The sequence below is a fragment of the Agrobacterium leguminum genome (assembly GCF_015704895.1).
In the GTDB taxonomy this organism is placed as follows: Bacteria; Pseudomonadota; Alphaproteobacteria; order Rhizobiales; family Rhizobiaceae; genus Agrobacterium; species Agrobacterium leguminum.
On sequence record NZ_JADQWB010000016.1, the window covers coordinates 91,557 to 110,693 of the forward strand.

Annotated in this window: 16 protein-coding genes; 13 read left to right on the plus strand and 3 right to left on the minus strand. The window is 55.7% G+C overall.

Going from position 1 to position 19,137, the window contains the following annotated elements; translation table 11 throughout:
- Positions 1-46 precede the first annotated feature (46 nt).
- Positions 47-574: a hypothetical protein gene (locus tag I3J13_RS20035; RefSeq protein ID WP_196379952.1), complete on the plus strand. Its 528-nt coding sequence runs from the start codon at positions 47-49 to the stop codon at positions 572-574.
- Between the two features lie 50 nt (positions 575-624).
- Here the strand turns inward: I3J13_RS20035 and I3J13_RS20040 are convergent, their stop codons facing one another.
- Positions 625-1,572, minus strand: coding sequence for a LysR family transcriptional regulator (locus I3J13_RS20040; protein ID WP_196379953.1), 948 nt, complete (start codon positions 1,570-1,572; stop codon positions 625-627).
- A gap of 333 nt (positions 1,573-1,905) precedes the next feature.
- Between I3J13_RS20040 and I3J13_RS20045 the strand changes: the two genes are divergently transcribed.
- The 9 genes from I3J13_RS20045 to I3J13_RS20085 all read left to right on the plus strand — a co-directional run bounded on the left by I3J13_RS20045 (position 1,906) and on the right by I3J13_RS20085 (position 13,725).
- Complete coding sequence (locus I3J13_RS20045; protein ID WP_196379954.1) at positions 1,906-2,709, plus strand: ATP-binding cassette domain-containing protein; 804 nt, start codon at positions 1,906-1,908, stop codon at positions 2,707-2,709.
- 12 nt (positions 2,710-2,721) lie between these two features.
- On the plus strand, positions 2,722-3,381 hold the full coding sequence (locus tag I3J13_RS20050) for an ABC transporter permease (protein WP_025591065.1): 660 nt from the start codon (positions 2,722-2,724) through the stop codon (positions 3,379-3,381).
- 11 nt (positions 3,382-3,392) lie between these two features.
- Positions 3,393-4,124 carry an ABC transporter permease gene (locus I3J13_RS20055; RefSeq protein ID WP_196379955.1) on the plus strand — a complete coding sequence of 244 codons (732 nt, stop codon included), beginning with the start codon at positions 3,393-3,395 and terminating at the stop codon, positions 4,122-4,124.
- A complete protein-coding gene (locus tag I3J13_RS20060) occupies positions 4,114-5,280 on the plus strand; it encodes an alanine racemase (RefSeq protein ID WP_196379956.1) in 1,167 nt (388 codons plus the stop codon). Before I3J13_RS20055 ends, I3J13_RS20060 begins: the two co-directional genes overlap by 11 nt.
- Positions 5,281-5,282: 2 nt before the next feature.
- Complete coding sequence (locus I3J13_RS20065) at positions 5,283-6,128, plus strand: transporter substrate-binding domain-containing protein (protein ID WP_025591071.1); 846 nt, start codon at positions 5,283-5,285, stop codon at positions 6,126-6,128.
- Positions 6,129-6,196: 68 nt separating this feature from the next.
- Positions 6,197-7,435 (plus strand): CapA family protein, encoded by a 1,239-nt coding sequence (locus tag I3J13_RS20070; RefSeq protein WP_196379957.1) that lies wholly within the window; start codon positions 6,197-6,199, stop codon positions 7,433-7,435.
- Positions 7,436-7,648: 213 nt separating this feature from the next.
- Positions 7,649-8,251, plus strand: a complete 603-nt coding sequence (locus tag I3J13_RS20075; RefSeq protein WP_338081652.1) for an HAD family hydrolase — start codon at positions 7,649-7,651, stop codon at positions 8,249-8,251.
- Positions 8,252-8,452: 201 nt separating this feature from the next.
- On the plus strand, positions 8,453-12,022 hold the full coding sequence (locus I3J13_RS20080) for a DEAD/DEAH box helicase (protein WP_196379958.1): 3,570 nt from the start codon (positions 8,453-8,455) through the stop codon (positions 12,020-12,022).
- Positions 12,023-12,120: 98 nt separating this feature from the next.
- Entirely contained in the window at positions 12,121-13,725 is a 1,605-nt protein-coding gene (locus I3J13_RS20085; protein WP_206696256.1) for a restriction endonuclease, read from the plus strand.
- Between the two features lie 343 nt (positions 13,726-14,068).
- Here the strand turns inward: I3J13_RS20085 and I3J13_RS20090 are convergent, their stop codons facing one another.
- The gene (locus I3J13_RS20090) at positions 14,069-15,091 is read right to left on the minus strand and encodes a DUF4365 domain-containing protein (protein ID WP_196379960.1); all 1,023 of its coding nucleotides are present in this window, start codon (positions 15,089-15,091) and stop codon (positions 14,069-14,071) included.
- A gap of 316 nt (positions 15,092-15,407) precedes the next feature.
- Between I3J13_RS20090 and I3J13_RS20095 the strand changes: the two genes are divergently transcribed.
- From I3J13_RS20095 to I3J13_RS20105, 3 genes are read left to right on the plus strand one after another with little or no spacing between them, the layout of a single operon-like run.
- Positions 15,408-16,358 carry a pPIWI-associating nuclease domain-containing protein gene (locus tag I3J13_RS20095; protein WP_196379961.1) on the plus strand — a complete coding sequence of 317 codons (951 nt, stop codon included), beginning with the start codon at positions 15,408-15,410 and terminating at the stop codon, positions 16,356-16,358.
- A gap of 25 nt (positions 16,359-16,383) precedes the next feature.
- Positions 16,384-17,325 carry a patatin-like phospholipase family protein gene (locus I3J13_RS20100; protein ID WP_196379962.1) on the plus strand — a complete coding sequence of 314 codons (942 nt, stop codon included), beginning with the start codon at positions 16,384-16,386 and terminating at the stop codon, positions 17,323-17,325.
- 11 nt (positions 17,326-17,336) lie between these two features.
- Complete coding sequence (locus tag I3J13_RS20105; protein ID WP_196379963.1) at positions 17,337-18,230, plus strand: nucleotidyltransferase domain-containing protein; 894 nt, start codon at positions 17,337-17,339, stop codon at positions 18,228-18,230.
- Positions 18,231-18,410: 180 nt separating this feature from the next.
- Here I3J13_RS20105 and I3J13_RS20110 read toward each other — a convergent pair whose 3' ends face one another.
- Positions 18,411-18,899 carry a hypothetical protein gene (locus I3J13_RS20110; protein WP_196379964.1) on the minus strand — a complete coding sequence of 163 codons (489 nt, stop codon included), beginning with the start codon at positions 18,897-18,899 and terminating at the stop codon, positions 18,411-18,413.
- Positions 18,900-19,137: the final 238 nt, after the last annotated feature.

Consider the following 19,137-nt stretch of genomic DNA (forward strand, 5'->3'; position numbering starts at 1 on the left):
GACATATTCTCGAAAAAACAGGAAGCCGAACAATCGTGGGGATGCAATGAGAAGGCATATCGCTAACGGGCGCGACGATCTGTTTGTCAAGAAAATGGGACGGACTACGCTCGCGGCATGGGAGCCATTTTGGGAAGTTTTAGGAATTTACTTCTCATTCAACCATCAAGAGATTGACGACGAACATCCGGAATGGAGAATGATGTGGTTGAGCCAAGTGACGTTGCTCCGCGTTATTGGTCATGTATTGGCTAAAGTTGATATCGACATCTCGGCCGCCCACAAAGTGACCATCGATGCTAAATGGGCAGAATGGAAGGCGCAGAGAGCGCACCATTGGGTGTTTTGGGACTTCATCGAGGACGAGCGCAACAATCTGTTGAAGGCTTACCAATTTGGCGTCGAAGCTGATGGTCATGGCCTTTTTCATGACACTCTGGACATGGATGGTCAGGAGCTTTTACGAGAGGCTATATATTGGTGGCGCGACCAACTCGAAGAGATTGAGAAGGATTTGAGTGTCCAAGTCTGTTCATCTCACAGAATTCTACCGAAATCGCAGGGATCTCAATGAGATAAATTTAAGTTTCTCCCTCAATTGAGGTGGCTCAGGTTCGATTCCTTTCAACTGCTTTTCGCCTTTTCCGCCTTTTGAGTGGTACTTCCTCCGGCCGTTGCGCATTCCACAATGATGTCGATCGTTTCCTGCAGCACCGGCCCGAGCCGTCGGCCTTTCTGCCAGAAGACAACGTAGTGATAGAGCGCGCTAGGCTCGAATGGACGAAACTCGACGGGGAAGGCTGCAAACTGGCGCGCGGCAAAAGTATTGCTGCTCGTGATGCCGAGGCCCGCGGCTACATAGTTTATCTCCTGGCCGATGATATCTACCTGAACTGCCAGATGCGGCTCCTCGCCCATGTAGCGCAGCGCATTTTCGTTCATCTGGTGTGAGTGCATCTGTGGCTCGACATCCGCCAAAGGTTCGCCGATCAGATCCTCCGGCCGAATTATGTCCTTCCCGGAGAACCGGTGGCCGGGATAGAAGACGTAAACATTCGTCGCTGTCGCGACGGGGCGCCAGTCGAAGACGTTCTCGTCAAGCGGCAGGCGGGCGAGCCCGATGTCCGCCCGCCCTTCGAGCACATGCGCGGCGATCTCGTGATAGCTGCCTGACTTGAGCTGAATTCCATGAACCGGCTGACGCAAGCGTAGCGCGCGTATGGCATCCGGAATCAATTTCATTGAGAACACATAAGGCGCGGCAATGCTGATCGTGTCGCTGTCAATACCCTTTATCGAGGTCACCGTCTTGGCGATCCTGTCCATCTGGGCAAAGGTTGCGTCCGTGTCGCGAAAGAGCGCCGTCGCTTGTGCGGTCGGGAGAAGCCGACCCTTGTCGCGTACGAACAATTGCACGGCGAGCAGCGCCTCGAGCTGTTTGAGCTGCTGGCTGACGGCGGGTTGCGTGATGCCGAGCACTGCCGCTGCCGCACGTTCCGACCTCGCCCTGATGACTTCGCGCAGGATTTGAAGATGCCGAAGCGTAATGCCGGTGCCTGCAATTTCGACCATGGCGGAACTCCCGGAACGTGCAAATCCATTTATGCGCAAAGCAGAGCTTATACCAATATGCAAATTTGGCGAAGTATGGCTGTTATCCTATAAGCGTGGCTTATTAGAAAATAATCTTGCTTATAAATTGACGCCTGCCGAATTTCGGAGCAATTTTTACACCCAGACGCGGCCGAGGACGCATTCGGCACGGAGGAGCGGAAATCGCTCCGATCATTCGAAATTTGAAGAAGCAAGAGGATGGTGCCGCTCCATGCGCGCAACAAGAGCTTTATCGTGCCCGAATTTTGTCGGATCCCCTGTAGGGAATGCATCGCATTTGCGGCGGTACCCATGACGTCCGGCGCCTCATTTCTTGAACCAGCGTCATCTCACGGCATACGCGCGGACCGCATCGAAAAACGTCTTGGCCCCACCGATGTCCTTCGGGGGGTGAGCCTGGATGTCCGGCCCGGCGAAGTTCTTTCGATCCTCGGAAGCAGCGGGTCGGGAAAGAGCACGCTTCTGCGGTGTCTCAACCTACTGACCGTCCCTGATCGCGGCGATATCTGGGTTCACGGCGAGAGGCTGGCCATCCGGCCAGCCGCCTGGCAGGACGCATCTGCCTCGATCGTCGACCAACGGCAGGTTCGCCGCATCCGCGCCTCGATGGGCATGGTGTTTCAGAGCTTCAATCTCTGGCCGCACAAGACCGCGCTCGAGAACGTCACGGAAGGGCCTGTGCACGTGAAGGGAATGCGGCGCGGCGCCGCAGCGGATCTGGGGCATCACTACCTCGCCAAGGTCGGGCTATCCGAGAAGGCCGATGCCTATCCGCGGCATCTCTCGGGCGGCCAGCAGCAGCGTGTGGCGATCGCACGCGCATTGGCCATGGAGCCACTGACGCTGCTATTCGACGAGCCGACCTCCGCGCTGGACCCTGAACTCGTCGGCGAGGTGCTCCGCGTCATCGAGGTCTTGGCGGGCGAGGGGCGAACGATGGTGATCGTGACCCACGAACTTGCCTTTGCACGGCAAGTGTCGACGCGGGTGGCCTTCATGCATCGTGGGCTGATCGAGGAAGAAGCGCCGCCACCACAATTCTTCCTGTCGCCGGCATCCGATCGTCTCCGCGGTTTCCTCGCCTCTCATCGATAGAAGGTCAACCCCATGGATGGTTTTGCAATCCAGTTCATTGACGGGCTCAAGACGACCGTACTGCTGGCGGTGGTCAGCGGCTTGCTCGGCACGGCGCTCGGACTGGCCGCTGCAGCAGGGCGATTGTCGCCGCTCAAACCGCTGAGCGCTGCCGTCGGCTGCTACACGACGATCGTCCGCGGTGTGCCGGAACTGCTGGTCATTCTGCTGATCTTCTTTGGCGGAACCATTGCGATGAGCGCTCTCTTCGGCCGGTATGTGGAGGTGAACGCCTTCCTGGCGGGGGTTGTCGCACTTACCATCGTTTCCGGCGCCTATATGGCCGAGATCTTTCGCGGCGCTGTTCTCAGCATTCCGGAAGGACAAGTCGAGGCGGCCCGGTCGCTGGGTATGCATCCCTGGCAGACCTGGATGCTGGTCATCCTGCCGCAGATGATGCGCATCGCTCTGCCGGCGCTGGCCAATCAGTGGATTTCTCTCATCAAAGAGACGTCGCTGATCTCGATCGTCGGGCTGACCGACATCATGCGGGTCGCCTCCATCGCGGCGGGTTCGATGCGGGCGCCGCTGACTTTCTATCTCGCCGCGGCCGCTCTCTATCTCGTGTTGACCAGCATAGCACTGGTCGCCTTCAACCTTCTAGAACGGCGGTTTGCCGTGCCCGGCCGCTGAGGAGCGACACCATGGATATCGCACTCCTGTTAGACAGTACGATCGTGCTCGCGGGTGGCATTCCGCTGACCCTGCTGCTGACATTCGCCTCCCTGGGCGCCGGTACGGCTCTTTCGGTTCCGCTTGCCTTCATGCGCGCATCCACACGTAAAACGTTCTCCCTCCCGGTTCTCGTCTACACCTACGTCTTTCGCGGAACGCCGCTGCTGGTCCAGCTCTTCATCATCTATTACGGCCTCGGCCAGATAGAGTTTATTCGCGCGAGCTTCGCCTGGGTGTTCCTGCGCGAGCCGTTCTGGTGCTGCCTGCTGGCCTTCTCGCTCAACGGCGCCGCCTACATGACAGAAATCTTCCGCGGCGGCATTCAAGCGGTGTCGCCCGGCATGGTCGAGGCGGCCGAGACCGTCGGCATGACCCCGATGCAGATCAGGCGCCGGATCGTCTTTCCCATCGCCTTCAGAAGCGTCTTACCCTCCTACGCCAATGAAGTGATCGGGATGCTGAAAGCAACCTCGCTGGCCAGCACCGTCACGCTGCTTGAAGTAACAGGGCTGTCGCGGAAGCTGGTTGCGGAGACTTTTGCTCCGTACGAGATCTTCATCGCCGCGGGCCTTCTGTATCTCAGCCTCACCATCATCTTCACACGTTTGTTGCGAGCGCTGGAGATTCGATTGACAGATACTCCGCGAACGAAGGCCCGTGCCGGCCGCGCAGTTCTCAAGCAGGTGCGCTATGAACATTAGTCTCCGTCAGGACAGCATTCTTGCCGGCGAGACCGCCTGGCGCGAGATCGACTTGTCCGCCGTCGCGTCCAACTACCGCGCCATCAGGGCCGTCGTCGGTCCGACGACCAGGATCCTGCCTTGCCTGAAGCAGGATGCCTATGGCTGCGGCGCAGGCCAGGTGGCCGCGACCCTCGCCACCGAGGGTGTCGACTCCTTTGGCGTGGTGTCCATTCGCGACGCCCTTGCGGTGCGCAAGGCGGTACCGGCAGCGCAGATCCTGATGTATGCCGGTATTGGCCCCAAGGCGGTCGATCTAGTGTGGGATCTCGACCTGACCATTACGATTTCTGGCGAGGAAGACTTGCGGCGCTGGCTTTTGACCCGTGTGCGGCTCAGAGTTTTCGTCAAGGTGGATCTCGGCTTCTGGCGTGCCGGTGTCGCGCCTGCCGGTCTCGAGCGTCTGCTGGATCTGTGCGCGACAGAACCTGCTATCACCTTGGACGGGGTCTATGCACATCTCAGCGAATTCGGCGAGGCCGGCTCGTCTGCAGCCGAACAGGTGGCGCGTCTCACGCCGATCCTCGAACGGCTGAAAGCAAGCGGGCGTCTGCCGGCAACCGTCATGGTGTCCAGCAGTGACACCATGATAAGGCATCCGGAATTTGATTTCGACGCCGTAGATCCCGGCGCCCTTCTGTTCGGCGTGGCGTGCCCGCAACTTGGCGGGCGTGATCTGGTCACGCGCCCAGCCCTGTCGGCGATCAAGGCGCGGATCATTGCGCTCAAACAGTGCGACGACAGCTTGGGGCCTAGTCCGCGTCTGCCAGGCTATCAAGCCTCCATGCGTCTCGCGGTCCTTGGAATCGGCTGGGGGCATGGGGTGCCACGCCGGCTCGCGCCTGGATCAGCAGCGATCGTTGGCGGGCGGCGTGTGCCGATCGTGCCTCCTGCCCATCTTGAACATCTTCGCATCGACGTCACCGACGTCCCCGACATCAAGTTGGGCGACGAAGCCATCCTGCTCGGCCATTCGGGTACATCCCGGATCACGCTGCCAGAGATCGCAGCGGCCTGGAATACCGACGAGGTTGGTGTCAGTTGCGGCCTCAGGGACAGTCTTGTGCGGTGCTACGCCGCTCATCCTTCGCGTCTCAACCAAGAAAAAGGGGAATGAACATGAGAAAACATCTGAGCTTCATACTGGCCGCGCTCGTGCTCGGTACGGGCCTGGGCCAGGCCGGGCAGCGCACGGCGATCACCATTGCGTCGGAAGGCGCATCGCCGCCTTGGGACTATATTGACGAAACCGGTGCGCTCGTCGGCTTCGACATCGACGTAGGCAAGGAACTTTGCACGCGAATGAAGATCGAATGCACCTTCGTGGCGCAGGACTGGGACGGCATTATTCCGGGCCTGCTGGTGAAGAAATACGATGCGATCATGGCAGGCATGTCCATCACCGAAAAACGCAAGAAATCGATTGCATTCTCCAAGCCCTACGCCGTCGGGCCGAACCAGATCGTTATGCGCCGCAACCTGGGGCTCGAGCATGGCGATGTCACGGCAAAGCTCAACCTCACAGACATGGATGACGCCAAGAAAGAGGCCGTCGCCAAATTGCGGGAAAGTCTGACCGGCAAGACACTTGGCGTTCTTCGATCATCCAATTCCGAAGCGGTGGTGAAGGAGCTATTCGGCGACATCGCCGAAGTGCGCAGCTATGACAGCCAGGAAAACCTCAAACTCGATCTTGTCGCCCAGCGCGTCGATGGTGGGCTGGGAGACTTCTTCGTCTGGCGAGACTTTATCGAGACGCCGGATGGAAAGGATGTGGACTTCTTCGGCCCACAGCTCTCCGGTGGCACTTGGGGTCCGGGTGTGGGGATCGGCCTGCGCAAGGACGATACCGATCTAACCGCCGCTTTCGATGCGGTGCTGGAAGCCAGCATCAAGGATGGCGCGATCAGCCGGATCGCCACGAAGTGGTTCCGCATGGATATCGCGCCGCAGCTTCCCAAGTGACCCTCTCACGATAGTTCCGGGCGGCGCTGCTGGCCGCCTGTTTCCTTCCACCATTTAGGTTTGTCATCATGTCTTCGCCGTTCACGCTCGTCCTGACGGGCCAATCCCTCATTCATCACGATGTCAGAGAGGTCGTCGATAGCGGCTTCGACGAGATCAAGCGGGTGATCCGTCGGGCCGATATCGCCTTCACCAATCTGGAGACGACGATCTATGGCCGGCATGGCGGGTGGCCCATGAAGGGCTTCTATTTCGGCTGTTCCGACCCGGTCGTGCTGGATACGTTGAAGGATATCGGCTTCGACGCGCTGGCGCTGTGCAATAATCATGCCTTCGATCTGGGGCCTTCCGGCGTATTATCGACCCTGGAGGAAGTGGCAGCGAGGGACTTTCTGCATGCGGGTATCGGCGTCGACGCTGCCCATGCGCGCCTGCCAGGGACCAGGATGTTCGGCGACAGGGAGGTGGCGCTTGTCGCCGCGGATGCGGGACCGGGACCCTCGAACATGTATGCCGCCGATGCGACGGCGAGGCGACCGGCTAGGCCCGGTGTGAACCATCTCGACGTCTCGCGGCGTTTTGACGTCGATGCCGCGACGTTTGGGTTCTTGGCCGGCATCCAGCAGACATTTCAAAGCACCCCCATGGAGCGGGCAAATTACACACAGCCGGAAGATCCGCGCGTTCTCAACGATGCACAGGATATGGATTTCTACGGTACTGTCTTTCGCCGTGCCGAGGAAAACCAGCGGCGAATACTGGTGGACGAGAAAAGTATAGACATCCATCTTTCGACGATCCGCGAGACGGCCGCCAAAGGTGCGTTCGTCATCGCCTATCTCCATCATCATCACTGGGAGCCGAGCTGGCGCGAGGTTCCTGGCTGGGTTCAGATGCTCGCCCGCGCCTGTATCGATGCAGGCGCCGGCGCGTTTGTCAGCCATGGCGCACCGGTGCTGCAGCCGATCGAAATCTATCGTGATGCGCCGATCTTCTTTGGTCTTGGCAACTTCCTGTTTCATTTGGAGGAAGGCGAAGTCGTTTGGACCGATCCCGACGTCTGGAAAAGCGTCATTGCCACGTGTCATTTCGACGCTGAGGGTCGCCTCAAGTCTATAGACCTACTTCCAGTGGTCATTGGCGGCGACCTGTTGGAGGGGTCCAATTATCATGAGCGGATCGTACCGGTTCCGGCACGGCCAGCACTGGCAAATGAGATGATGAAGGATCTGGCGGCGCGGTCCATACCCCACGGCACAGTTATCACTCTCGAGGGCGATGGTGGCACGATATGGAACCGAGGTTAGTTGACCCTCGCAGGGCGATACTTCCCTTGGACCTTGATAATGGTGCCAGCGCGAGGTCCTGAGTTCGAATCTACTCAAGGCGAAATAAAAGGGGCTCGTCTGGCAAAGGGGCGGATGTCAGTTTAGCGCCAACCGGAGACGTTGTGGCAGGCGGCTTCTTTTACCCCGGTCTGTGGGCACCAACGAGCATGAAGGGGACAGAAGATTAGCGCCATCAAACTAGCTGCGTTTGACGCAGACGGAACCATTCTGCGGGGAGAAAATGTCTGCGGCTGTATTGCCCGGAAACTAGGCCGTACGGTTGAAATGGACGCTTTCGAGCTTTTCCGCTCCCGAGATGAGATTGCCGCCGGACGTGAAACAATGTTGGAGTGGTATGCCCCCTTTGACCGGGCTGCCCTGATTGGACATCTGTCGGAGCTTCGTCTAGCTCCGGGTGTCAAAGAAGGGTTTGCACGCCTCAAAGAGGCCGGAGTCAAGATCGCCCTTGTGTCCATCACTTGGGAATTCGCTGTCGGCTGGTTCGCCTCAGAACTGGGTGCAGATTGCGCCATCGGTGCCGGCTGGGAACAGAAAGGGACCATCGTTCATTTTTGGCCGGAAGATAAAGCCAGCTATTTGAACTCCCTGATTGTCGAATTGGGTATCAACAGGGATGCCGTCGCGGCGGCGGGGGATTCGCACGGAGATATCCCTATGCTCAATCTCGCCTCTCGAAGTTATTTCGTGGGCGAGCACCTGCCGTCCGAATTAAGCAGCGCAAAGCACCTGCACAATGCGAATATCGAGGAAATCGCCTTAGATATACTGGCATGATCGGCCGATATAAATTACCGTTTTCGGCGCCTAAACGGGCAATCGTTGTGCTAGATATTAAGCCCTAAAATCATGCATTTGCCGCAACTGTAATGGGGAGTCCTTTGGGGGACCTTGTTCAGGGCTCGCGTACTTTAACCAACGCTCTCGACATACAACTCTAAATAAGCGATTGCTTCTGGAGTTGTCACGGAAATTCACATGCAGCAGCGGCCCTATTTACAGAAATCCATTGTCGAGCTCAGAGCCTTATTCGAACAATTCAGGGACGATGAAACGGAACTGAAGAGCTTGGCCTTCGAACTTTCGAAACGAACTGTCCAGAAGGCTGCGACTCTCGGTCAAGAGGTTGATACTGCTCTCATACAGCTGTCAAGTTCAAAGCGTGGCGGAAACCTCCCAGTAGGTGCTTCGGACCCGGCTACGGTGGTGAGGCGAAATTCCAGTCCATCAATACAACAACCATCGCAAATTTCGGTACCCCAATCTGTTTCGAAACTGGCAGATTTGGAAGAGTTCAAGCCCAGCGGGCGAAAAGACGATCCTTCCTCGATACTGGCTGCCTGGATGGCCCTGGAGGCACTATCGCCTCAAAGTTACAAACGGCCGGAAGACCTGGCGTCTGGAGAACGAAGCCGAATAGTGCCCCTGGTCGGGGCGGGGCTTCCGTGGGAACGCGGCCTCAAGGCAAAGCCCAAACATCGGTTGTACTTTCAGGTTGTTCTCGGCTGCATCACCCTGGACCGTGCGACAGACCTTTTGGTGGAAGCTTTTGGTGAGGATGAAGAGCGTTCAAGACCAGATGGACGCAAGGCGGTCATCGCGGCTGTCCTCGTCGACAAAGAAGGTTATCTTCTGGATGAGAACGCCATCGCGGTATCGAGCTTTGCCTGGGCTCTGCGGCAAGCATTGGCCCTTAATCTCGGCCAGCTTGGCAACTGGCCAGTTGCTCAGGCATCGGTGTTGGAGAAACTGGAAAAGCTGGTCCGGCGAAAAGACAAGGACGGCAATACATTGCCTTTGGATGCCGCCACGATCACTGCAGCCCACGAGTGGCTGGTGGGGCAGTTCGATGTTCCTCGTGATCTTGTTGAGGCACCATCCTTCGCGCTCAAGGTTTTCCATCATTTCAACTCGAGGACGCCACCTGAGCCTTCACTTCTCAATTCCTTCTTTCTCGATGATATCGGCCTTGCATCGCAGCTCGTGTCATCCGGCAAGCAAGGGGAGGGGCTCAGCCGATTTCTTGGGATTTCGAAGGTTAAGGAAGCAGTTGATGTGTTGGCACCGCCGGCGACGATCGAGCCATACGTCGCGCCTGCCAAGATGCCTCAAGCCCGCTGGCCTTCCAGCGGTCACCATCCACTCGTCCTGCTGCAACAAGCTGCGGTGAATGTTGCCAGAGCGGAATTGGGCGATAAAGCCGGCCTGATTGGTGTGAATGGGCCGCCGGGAACCGGCAAGACAACGCTGCTGCGTGATATTGTCGTTGGATGTGTACTCGATCGTGCAACGGCCATGGTGCAGTTTGAAAAGCCGGCTGACGCATTTTCGACGACAGGCCAGAAAATGGGCGTGGGCGGCAATGCGTTTTTCCATTTCTACCGGGTAGATCCAACGTTGCGAGGGCATGAGATTGTCATTGCCTCAAGCAACAATAAAGCCGTCCAGAACGTCAGCGAAGAATTGCCGCTTCATAAGAACAATGGGCGAGCCGATGAGATTTCCTATCTGCGCTCGATCAGCGACCTTGTCGCAAACCCACGACGCTTCGGTGTTGAGGATGACGAGGATTCAAACGTCACACAGAAGCAAACCTGGGGACTGATCGCGGCCGTCCTGGGTAACGGAGGAAAACGCTCTGCCTTTCAGCAGACTTTTTGGTGGCATGAGGATGGTGGCTTCCGTATCTATCTGAAAGCGGCCAAGGGTGATGACGTCCTGCGTGAAATCAAGGATGACGACGGAAAAGTAATCCGTCGCGAAATCCCGTCGGTCGTGACGAATGAGACGCCGCCTGTCAGTGAAGCAGCAGCCCTTACGAATTGGCGAAAGGCGCGCAATCGGTTTCGGACCCTGCGCAAAGAGATCGATCAAGACCTTGCAGATATCGAGCAGGTTCGGAAATCCTGCAGACTATTGCCTGTTGCACAAAACGCTGTTGTCGCGATGTCGGCTAAACGGCAGCAACTGGTTTCGTTTGCTAAACACGCCGGCGATCAGCAGCGGGATGCAGAGACGGCGCTTGCCGCGGCACAGGCGGAGTTTGATCGGGCGCAGCAAGATTCGCACGCTCATATTTTTGCCCGTCCGGGATTTTTTGCCCGTTTGTTCGGGACGTCTTCCTGGCGAAGCTGGCAGACCCGCAAGATCAACATTGACAACCTTTGCGATAGAGCGCGAGCGAGATGGACGGACGCATCCAAAGTACTTGAAGCCGCCAAGGCGGAATTTTGCCGGCGGCAGGAGCAACTCGATCGGATTGACGAGGAACTCAGCGCGCTCCGATCGAGTATCGCTGATCACCTCGAAACTATTGAATCTGCGAGAAAGGTGCTTGGTGACCGCATCATTGACAACAGGTTTTTCGCTCAATCTCACGAGGTGATCAATCTAGCTGCTCCCTGGCTTCCGGATAGCCTGCACCGCAAACGCGAGGATTTGTTTGCGGAAGCATTGAACGTTCAGAAAGCGTTCGTTGATGCTTCTGCGCAGAAGGTTCTTCATAACCTTAACATCTTGATGAGCGCCTTTACCGCCGGGGCCTTGGCGAACCCGGCGCACAAAGCGCTTCTGGGTGATCTCTGGTCAACCCTCTTCATGGTTATTCCTGCTGTGTCGACCACTTTCGCATCCGTCAATACGATGTTTGGCGATCTGGGTTCGGAAGCCCTTGGTTGGCTTCTGGTCGATGAGGCTGGTCAGGCCGTGCCGCAAGCCGCAGTTGGCGCGATCATGAGGGCAAAACGTTGTATTGTGGTCGGGGACCCGCTCCAGGTCCCGCCAGTGGTCTCGCTACCCGAGAAGCTGAACGTCGAGATCTGCAAATTCTTCAACGTTGATCCAGATCGGTGGTCTGCCCCAACTGCATCCGTGCAGACTTTGGCGGATCACGGTTCATCATTTCAGTCGACGTTCAACGCAGATGCCGGTCTGCGAAAGGTTGGATTTCCCCTTCTTGTACATCGGCGATGCCAGGATCCGATGTTTTCGGTGTCAAATGCAATCGCCTATGACGGACAAATGGTGCATGCCGTTGCCAAGCCCGATCCCGGAGAGATTGGTGCAGCGTTCGGGCCTTCATGCTGGTTCGATATCGACGCCGACGCGGAAACCAAGTGGTCTTCCGGAGAAGGCGAGATAGTGGTCCGTATGATGCGCAAGATTGCGATGCTTGGCATCGTCTCTCCAGACGTATTCGTCATATCACCGTTCAAGATTATCGAAATGGAAATGCGCCGGCGGCTGGAGCGCGAGAAGGATTTGTTCAACGCGATCGGCGAAGACGCCGCCACATGGGTCAGAGATCGCGTCGGGACGATCCACACATTCCAGGGCCGTGAGGCGGAGACTGTTATCCTGTTGCTCGGCGCTCCGAAACCCGGCCAGCACAGGGCGCGCGTCTGGGCAGGCAACCCGCCCAATATTCTCAACGTCGCGATTTCCCGGGCGAAGCAGAACCTTTACGTGGTCGGCTCTCAGGCGGCGTGGTCTGGTGCCGGTCAAAGCTTCCAGACGTTGATACGATCAATGCCAGTCCGGAAATTGTAACGAGTGTTTGCCAGCTGAGGCTGGAGATTTATGTCGAGGCTTATCGCTTCAGGGGGAATTGGAATATGGCGCGACGGGGTGGGTTGGAAAAGTTTGTTATGGCGATGGCCCGCGAAGCAGCACGGCAGCAACGTGTCAGTGCCGCGAACCGCAAACGACAGGTCAGAGAGGCCGAAAAACAAGAGCGGCAAAGGCTTCGGGATGAAAGCCTATATCAGCGGCAGCAGGTCGTCTCTCAACGGGAGGCTCAGAAAGCAGCGGCTCTTCGCAAGGTCGAAGACCGACAACAGGAAGCAGATTATCGGACTTCCGAGATCGCTGATCGAGTGCAAGAGCTGGAAGATATTCTAAACGACACCCTGGCGATTGACGATACATTGGACTTTGACAGTCTCCGGGTAAGCCAATCAGCACCTGTACTAAAACTGAATAAAGCCCTGGAGACGGCAGCACAACAGCCGCAGTTAGAGGGTTATCTCGCGGTGGCGCGCCAGCCGTCCAAACTTGCATCGCTCGTGCCAGGCGCCAATAAGCGCTATCAGAGAGCAGTCGATGAGGCAAAAAATCGGTATGCGGCCGATCTGGCGGTTTGGCATGAAAACGAGGCAGAACGCTTGAATCAGGTGCGTTCTTTAACGAGCCAGCATGATAGCGAGTTAAATGCGTTCAATCTGAAAGTGTCTCAACGAAATGCCGAGGTCGACGCATTCAAGGATCTCTATTTCGCTCTCGATCCCGATGCAGTGATTGCCTACAATACAATGGTTCTCGAGCGTTCAAATTACCCGGATTGTTTCCCAAGGGCTTTTTCAATCGGCTATTCGGCTCCATCGAAACAGTTGGTGATCGAGTATGAGCTGCCGACATCGGAAATCGTACCCCAATGCACTGAGTACCGGTTCGTGAAGGCGCGTGATGTGATCGAAGGAAAGCCGCGGAAACCGGCCGACATTAAGTCAATATACCAGGATGTAATTGCAAGCATCGCGCTTAGAACGTTGCACGAGGTGTTCGAGGCGGATCAGGGGCAGGCGGTCGACACATGCTGCTTCAACGGCTTCATCCACACAGTCGACCCCGCGACTGGCCGCGATGTGCAGCCACATCTGATCTCCGTAAGGACGACCAAGGAAATCTTCTCCGCGATCAATCTGGCTCGGGTCGACAAGGCGATATGCCTCAGAAATCTTGGTGCGGCGGTGTCAAGGCATGCCACCGAGGCCCAACCTGTAAAACCCATTGTCGAGTTTGACATCACGGATGCCCGTTTTATCGACCAGACAGACCTTGTTTCCGGCTTGAGCTCTGCACCGAACCTGATGGATCTAACCCCGGGGGAATTCGAACTTCTGGTCGCAAACCTGTTCGGCCAGATGGGACTCGAATCGAAGCTCACCCGCTCGTCCAAAGATGGTGGCGTGGACTGCATCGCCTATGACAAGAGACCGATATTGGGCGGCAAGGTTGTGATCCAGGCTAAGCGTTATCGGCACACCGTCGGCGTGTCGGCAGTAAGAGACCTCTATGGAACGATGATGAACGAAGGGGCGAACAAAGGCATTTTGGTCACGACGAGCGGATATGGACCCGACGCGTTTAATTTCGCGTCTGACAAGCCTATCGAGTTGGTCGATGGCGGTGGACTTCTCTACCTCCTTCAGGAAATCGGTACGCAGGCTCGTATTATTTTTCCGACAGCATAGATGCACGTCTTGGCATCCATTGAGGATGGCCATGCTTCACAATGAGCACCACCGAAATCGGATAGGGGAAAAGGGCAAATACGAGTACTGTCGTCTCTACGCATCTAGTTTGATATCTGGGCTGCGGTTTGGCGTCCCTTCACGAGTAAGTTGCTGTCATTTGTGCCTACGCCGACGGCAATCTTGTGTCTTCATTTCGGCCGCTACGGATGATGTGGTGATCGTCAATAGCGACCGCTCGCCGTAGCGCCTGCCCCGGCCGGCGACACTTCGGCTCAGGCGAGGAGTGCTAATAGCGGCTTCGGTAATACGTGTCCTCCGCTTGCCGCGCCCTCAGAGCATTCTATTTGGAGGGCTGTGGTTGAATTTCGCGAAAATATGGTTCTTCACCACTTCCAAGTTGACCAACCCATGTTGGAAGGAACCACTCGCGAACTATGTCCTCGAACGTTTGGCCAATGGCGGAAAACTGCTCCCAAGACAGCATGCAAAGCCCATGGAATTGCTTGAGCGGTGTAAGGGCAGCATCGTCGCCTTTAATGAACGCTTCGAGACCCCGTAATATAAGCCCGAGCGTATCGGCCTCAATGCTCTTGATGATCAAGTCCAGCCTGGCTCTATAGTCCCGCATTAACTGCCATGGGATGTCACGCTCCCAGATAGGCATGGCACGTAGACGCCGCGCGAACCTCTCGATCATCGCGAAATTAGCTTCTAGTTTCTCAACATGTTCATGGCTTGCTAGCTCTTGGAGAATCCAGCGAGCTTCGCGATACTGGAACTGCGCCAAGTTGAACATGCCGTAGAGTTTTGCGCGGGCCGCGTAGAACTGCATTACCTGGACAGATCTTGGATCGGTTAGCTTATTTGCGGCCGGGATTAGCACTGTGATGGAGTTCTGCCCGCTGAGGTCGATCGCCCGCGGTTCGATGATCTTGTCGTAGTAGTCGGTCAGGCAGACGTAATAGATTTCGTTCTCAGAGAGATCGCAAACGAATAGCATAAGGGGTGTCGATGGTCCCATGAGACGCGCATTATCAATCGTGTCGGTGTCAATGACAAATCGTAGAACGTCGAGCTCATGCTCTGCTTCTCTGTCCTGAGTGTCGAGAGCTTTTTCAACATTTCCCCGTGGTCTGATTTGTTCAACGCCGCGCTTTAGCGACGTCGTTGACTTGAGTTGAACAAACAGGAATTCTCCCAAGGTTGGAATCTGCTGTCCTTGGCGCTCGAAAACTTCGATCGACACGTCCACGCCATAGTCCGGATGCAGCTTGCGAATAACCCACTCCTCCGGAAGCAGCTTCGCTACCAGAAGCTCAGAAGCGTCTTCCTTGAGGTGATTGTCGATGCGGCTTTTCGCCATCGCTAAAATCCTATTTTATTGTGGCCTTCTCACGAAGGGCGGCATCTAAGTCTGAATCAAAGGCGGGGCCTTCGAAAACGATCTTGACGCAATCAATCTTATCCACGATCGCGTTCAAGATAGGAAGATCTCACCCGGAACCGAAATCACGCAAGAAACTGTAGAAAAACGTTGGATGAGCGCCGCACCCGATAATTTCAGGAAGCTCGCAAATTGCAGTGGATATTGCCACACCTTAAGCAACCATCCCTTGCAACACATCACCGCGCTGACTAAATTCTAGGCAGTGGGTAAATCTCTTTTAAAGGGGGCGCTGATGACGCGGCGAATGACTCCGCAGCAGTACAATGCTTGGGTCCGGCGTTACAATGCCGAGGTCGACCGTGTCAATCGAGCTAATCGCCAAGCTGCCGAAAAATACGTCCGCGAAGTGAACCGCGAAGTTGACCGTGTCAATCGGCACAATCAGCAGGTCGTCAACGACTACAATCGCGCTGTACGGCAGCAAAACCAAAAGAACGAAGCAGCCGTCAGGAAATACAATCAAGCGGTCAATTCCCATAACGCAAAGGTTCATCAAAATCGGCAGGCTCTCGCTCGGCAAATCGCCTCGCTGAAAAGTCAAGCATCGACAACCACCCGCTATGTTGAAGTGCGGAACTCCGCCTACGATGTTTACGACAGTTTCGAGCGCGTTGAACGGTCGGCGCAATATTCACCGGGTGTGTCTGACCTTCTCGAATTGACCGAGAAAGAAGCTAGCAACAGCGCCAATGTGGCCGAAGCACTCACATCCGAAGCACCGCTGACGCCGGAACAAATGGATGAAAGCGGCATCCTCGAATACCTTTCTGGATTTTCTGAAGACCTTTGCGACCGCTGGAAGGGCGCGCTCTACGCCCTTAACCCCATGAATACAGACGCCGCTCGTCACTTTTGCACCAGCGTCAGGGAAATTTTCACCGAGATTCTCGAAAAGTGGGCGGATAATGCCGACGTGATTGCAGCGGACAGCAATTACGACAAGACCCCCAACGGAACACCGAGCCGTCGTGCGAAGATTCGTTATCTCTTGAAAAGAAAGGGCGCTGATTCTCCCGAGATGCTGGGCTTTGTGGAAAAGGATATCGATGACATCCTTCAGCTATTCCACGTGTTCAACGAGGCTACCCACGGCGCGGCGGGGAAACATGGCTTTGCCAAGCTCCAGAGCATCCGTCAGCGAGTAGAGGGTGGTATTATGTTCCTTGCAGCAATCGCCCTTTAGCCACACAGAGCGAGGGAGCTAAGCCGTGACCAAAGGGGAAGAGCGGACCAAGCCATATCGCATTCTCAGCCTTGATGGCGGCGGCGCCAAAGGCTTTTATAGCCTGGGCGTCCTCGAAGAGATCGAAGGCATGATCGGTTGCCGCCTCCACGAGCGGTTTGACCTCATCTTTGGCACAAGTACTGGCTCTATTATCGGTTCGATGATCGCGCTCGGGATGTCGATCAGCGAAATCCACGACCTGTATAAGAAGTTCGTGCCCGATGTGATGAGTCTTAAGAAGCCATCCGAGAAGTCGGCCAAACTGGCTGAGTTGGCCCGAGAAATCTTCAAAGACGCTATGTTCGATGACGTGAAGACCGCCGTAGGCGTCGTCACTACGAAATGGGTGATTGAGAGGCCCATGATCTTCAAAGGTAGTATCGAGCAGGCTCATGGCCGCAAGGGGACATTCAAGCCTGGATTCGGTGTAAAAATTGGCGATGCTGTACGGGCGTCGTGTTCTGCATTTCCGTTCTTCGAGCCGACCACTGTGACTACCGCCGCCGGGGACGAGGTCAAGCTTGTTGATGGGGGCTACTGCGCAAACAACCCCACCCTCTATGCCATCGCGGACGCTTCCCGTGCACTGAATCTCGCGCACAAGGATTTGCGAGTGATTAGTATCGGCGTCGGTGTTTACCCTAGCCCGAAAAAATCGATGTTCAGCATGATGTACTGGGCAAAATACCTTCAGAGCGTCCAGCTTCTCCAGAAGACGCTGGAGATCAATACTCAGTCAATGGACCAGCTTCGCGCGATCCTGTTCAAGGACGTGCCCACAGTTAGGATCAGCGATACCTTCGAGCAGCCGGAAATGGCTACTGATCTCTTCGAACACGATCTTAAGAAGCTCAATATTCTGCGACAGCGCGGACGTGAGTCATTCGCGAAGGTTGAACCAACCCTAAAAGAATTCCTCCTGTAAAGGATGCGATAATGGCTGTCGATGAAGCACAATTGGAAACGTGGTCGGCACAAGGCAGCGTCCAGCAGTCAGCCGCCACCTACAAGAGCATCAGCGCTGTCCTGAACGATTCCGGCTCCCCCTATTACCCAAAGAATTTCGACACATTCCTTCAGGGCTCATACGGTAACGATACGAACGTATGGGCAGACAGTGACGTGGACATCGTCATTCGCCTGAGTTCAGTCTACTATTCCGACACCAGCGAGCTTTCGGCGAATGATAAAGCCAACTTTGACAAAGGCTGGACGAAGGCGGACTACTCCCTCGCCAAATTCAAGCAGGAGGTGACGGAGTGGCTTACAAAGAATTATGGAAATGGCGTTGATGGAAGCGGCAAGGCCATCTACGTGCCCGGTAATGCAAACCGCCGGGATGCTGATGTCCTCGCTTGTGCTGAACATCGCCACTACGCGAGCTATCCGGCCTACGGTCAACCAATTTATCGCGAAGGTATCGTGTTCTGGACCAAGGACGGTACTAAGATTGTCAACTATCCCAAACAGCATTCGGCCAATTGCACGGCGAAGCACCAGCAAACAAATAGCTATTTCAAGCCAACCGTCCGCATCTTCAAGAACATCCGTAACCGCATGCTCGCAAACGGTAGGCTGCAAGAGGGTGTTGCACCGTCATACTTCCTAGAAGGGATGCTTTGGAATGTGCCGGATAGCCTTTTCGGCACCAGCTATCAACAAACTGTCATCAACTGCTTCAATCACATCTATAACCTGTCCGACAAGTCGCAGTTAACCTGCGCAAATGGTATCCATTGGCTGCTCCGCTATGGGCATTCCGTGTGTTGGTCGCCTGACAACTACAACACATTCATGGAAGCGTTTAGAAAATTCTGGAACGAGTTTTAGGGGGGGCCCTCCCTTGCGCCGTCTACTATAGTTCGGTCGTTCTCCCGCTCCGGGGATCGAACTACTTCTCGCCTAACTGTCCCATAAACGCTACCGTGTTCTCTGTGAGTGAGTAGCAGAAAACGTGATACCACTTAGCCGAAGCGGCAGGGACAGACTATTCAGACGTCCCTCGCAAGATCAACCTCCAGATTGTTGATTGAATTTCGTTTCTAGTTCGACGACAAATTTGGACCAGCATTCCATGCAGTCTTCCGCAAGCTGAAGGGCATCAACTGAACCATTGGAAGTGACGATCACGTACTTTGCCCGAAGTACCTCACCACCCTCGGAGCCGGTAAACCAGGTTGACGCCTTGTATGCCTTGCCAGAAACGCGGGGTTGACTTCCGCTTCTGGCCGCTCGATCGAGGTTGCAATGCTTTGTTCCATTGCATAGGTCAGCACAGAGCTGAAGACATCGATTGGCGTTTATGAAATTATCGACATCCTTTGCCGTTAAACCAACGCTGTTTAGATGAACGATCCAGTCTCGTATGTGATAGCAATGCATGAAGAACGAAAGCAAGTCGTCTTCGTAGTCGCATTGATCATGGGACTGGGCGAAGGTGCCGGTGTAAATTGCTCGAACCCTCGCGAGGTATCGTTCGGCGCGTTTCAGCTGCTCCATAGGAATCTGTCCTTTTTGCCTCGGGGCTGTCATAAGCGCGATATCCTCGCAGATCGAGAAGATGAAGGCTGGCTCAGCTCAGAGCAAGAACGGTAGCTATCGCTTGGCATTTTACAAGCCGGTCTGTGCGAAATCGGTCCCAAGTCAGTCGTACAGTTAAGCCAAGTTATTGGTTGGTCTGCGGATCTTTGCTGAGGGAGTTTGCAATAGCAGGGTCGTCGGTTCTGATCCCTTCAAG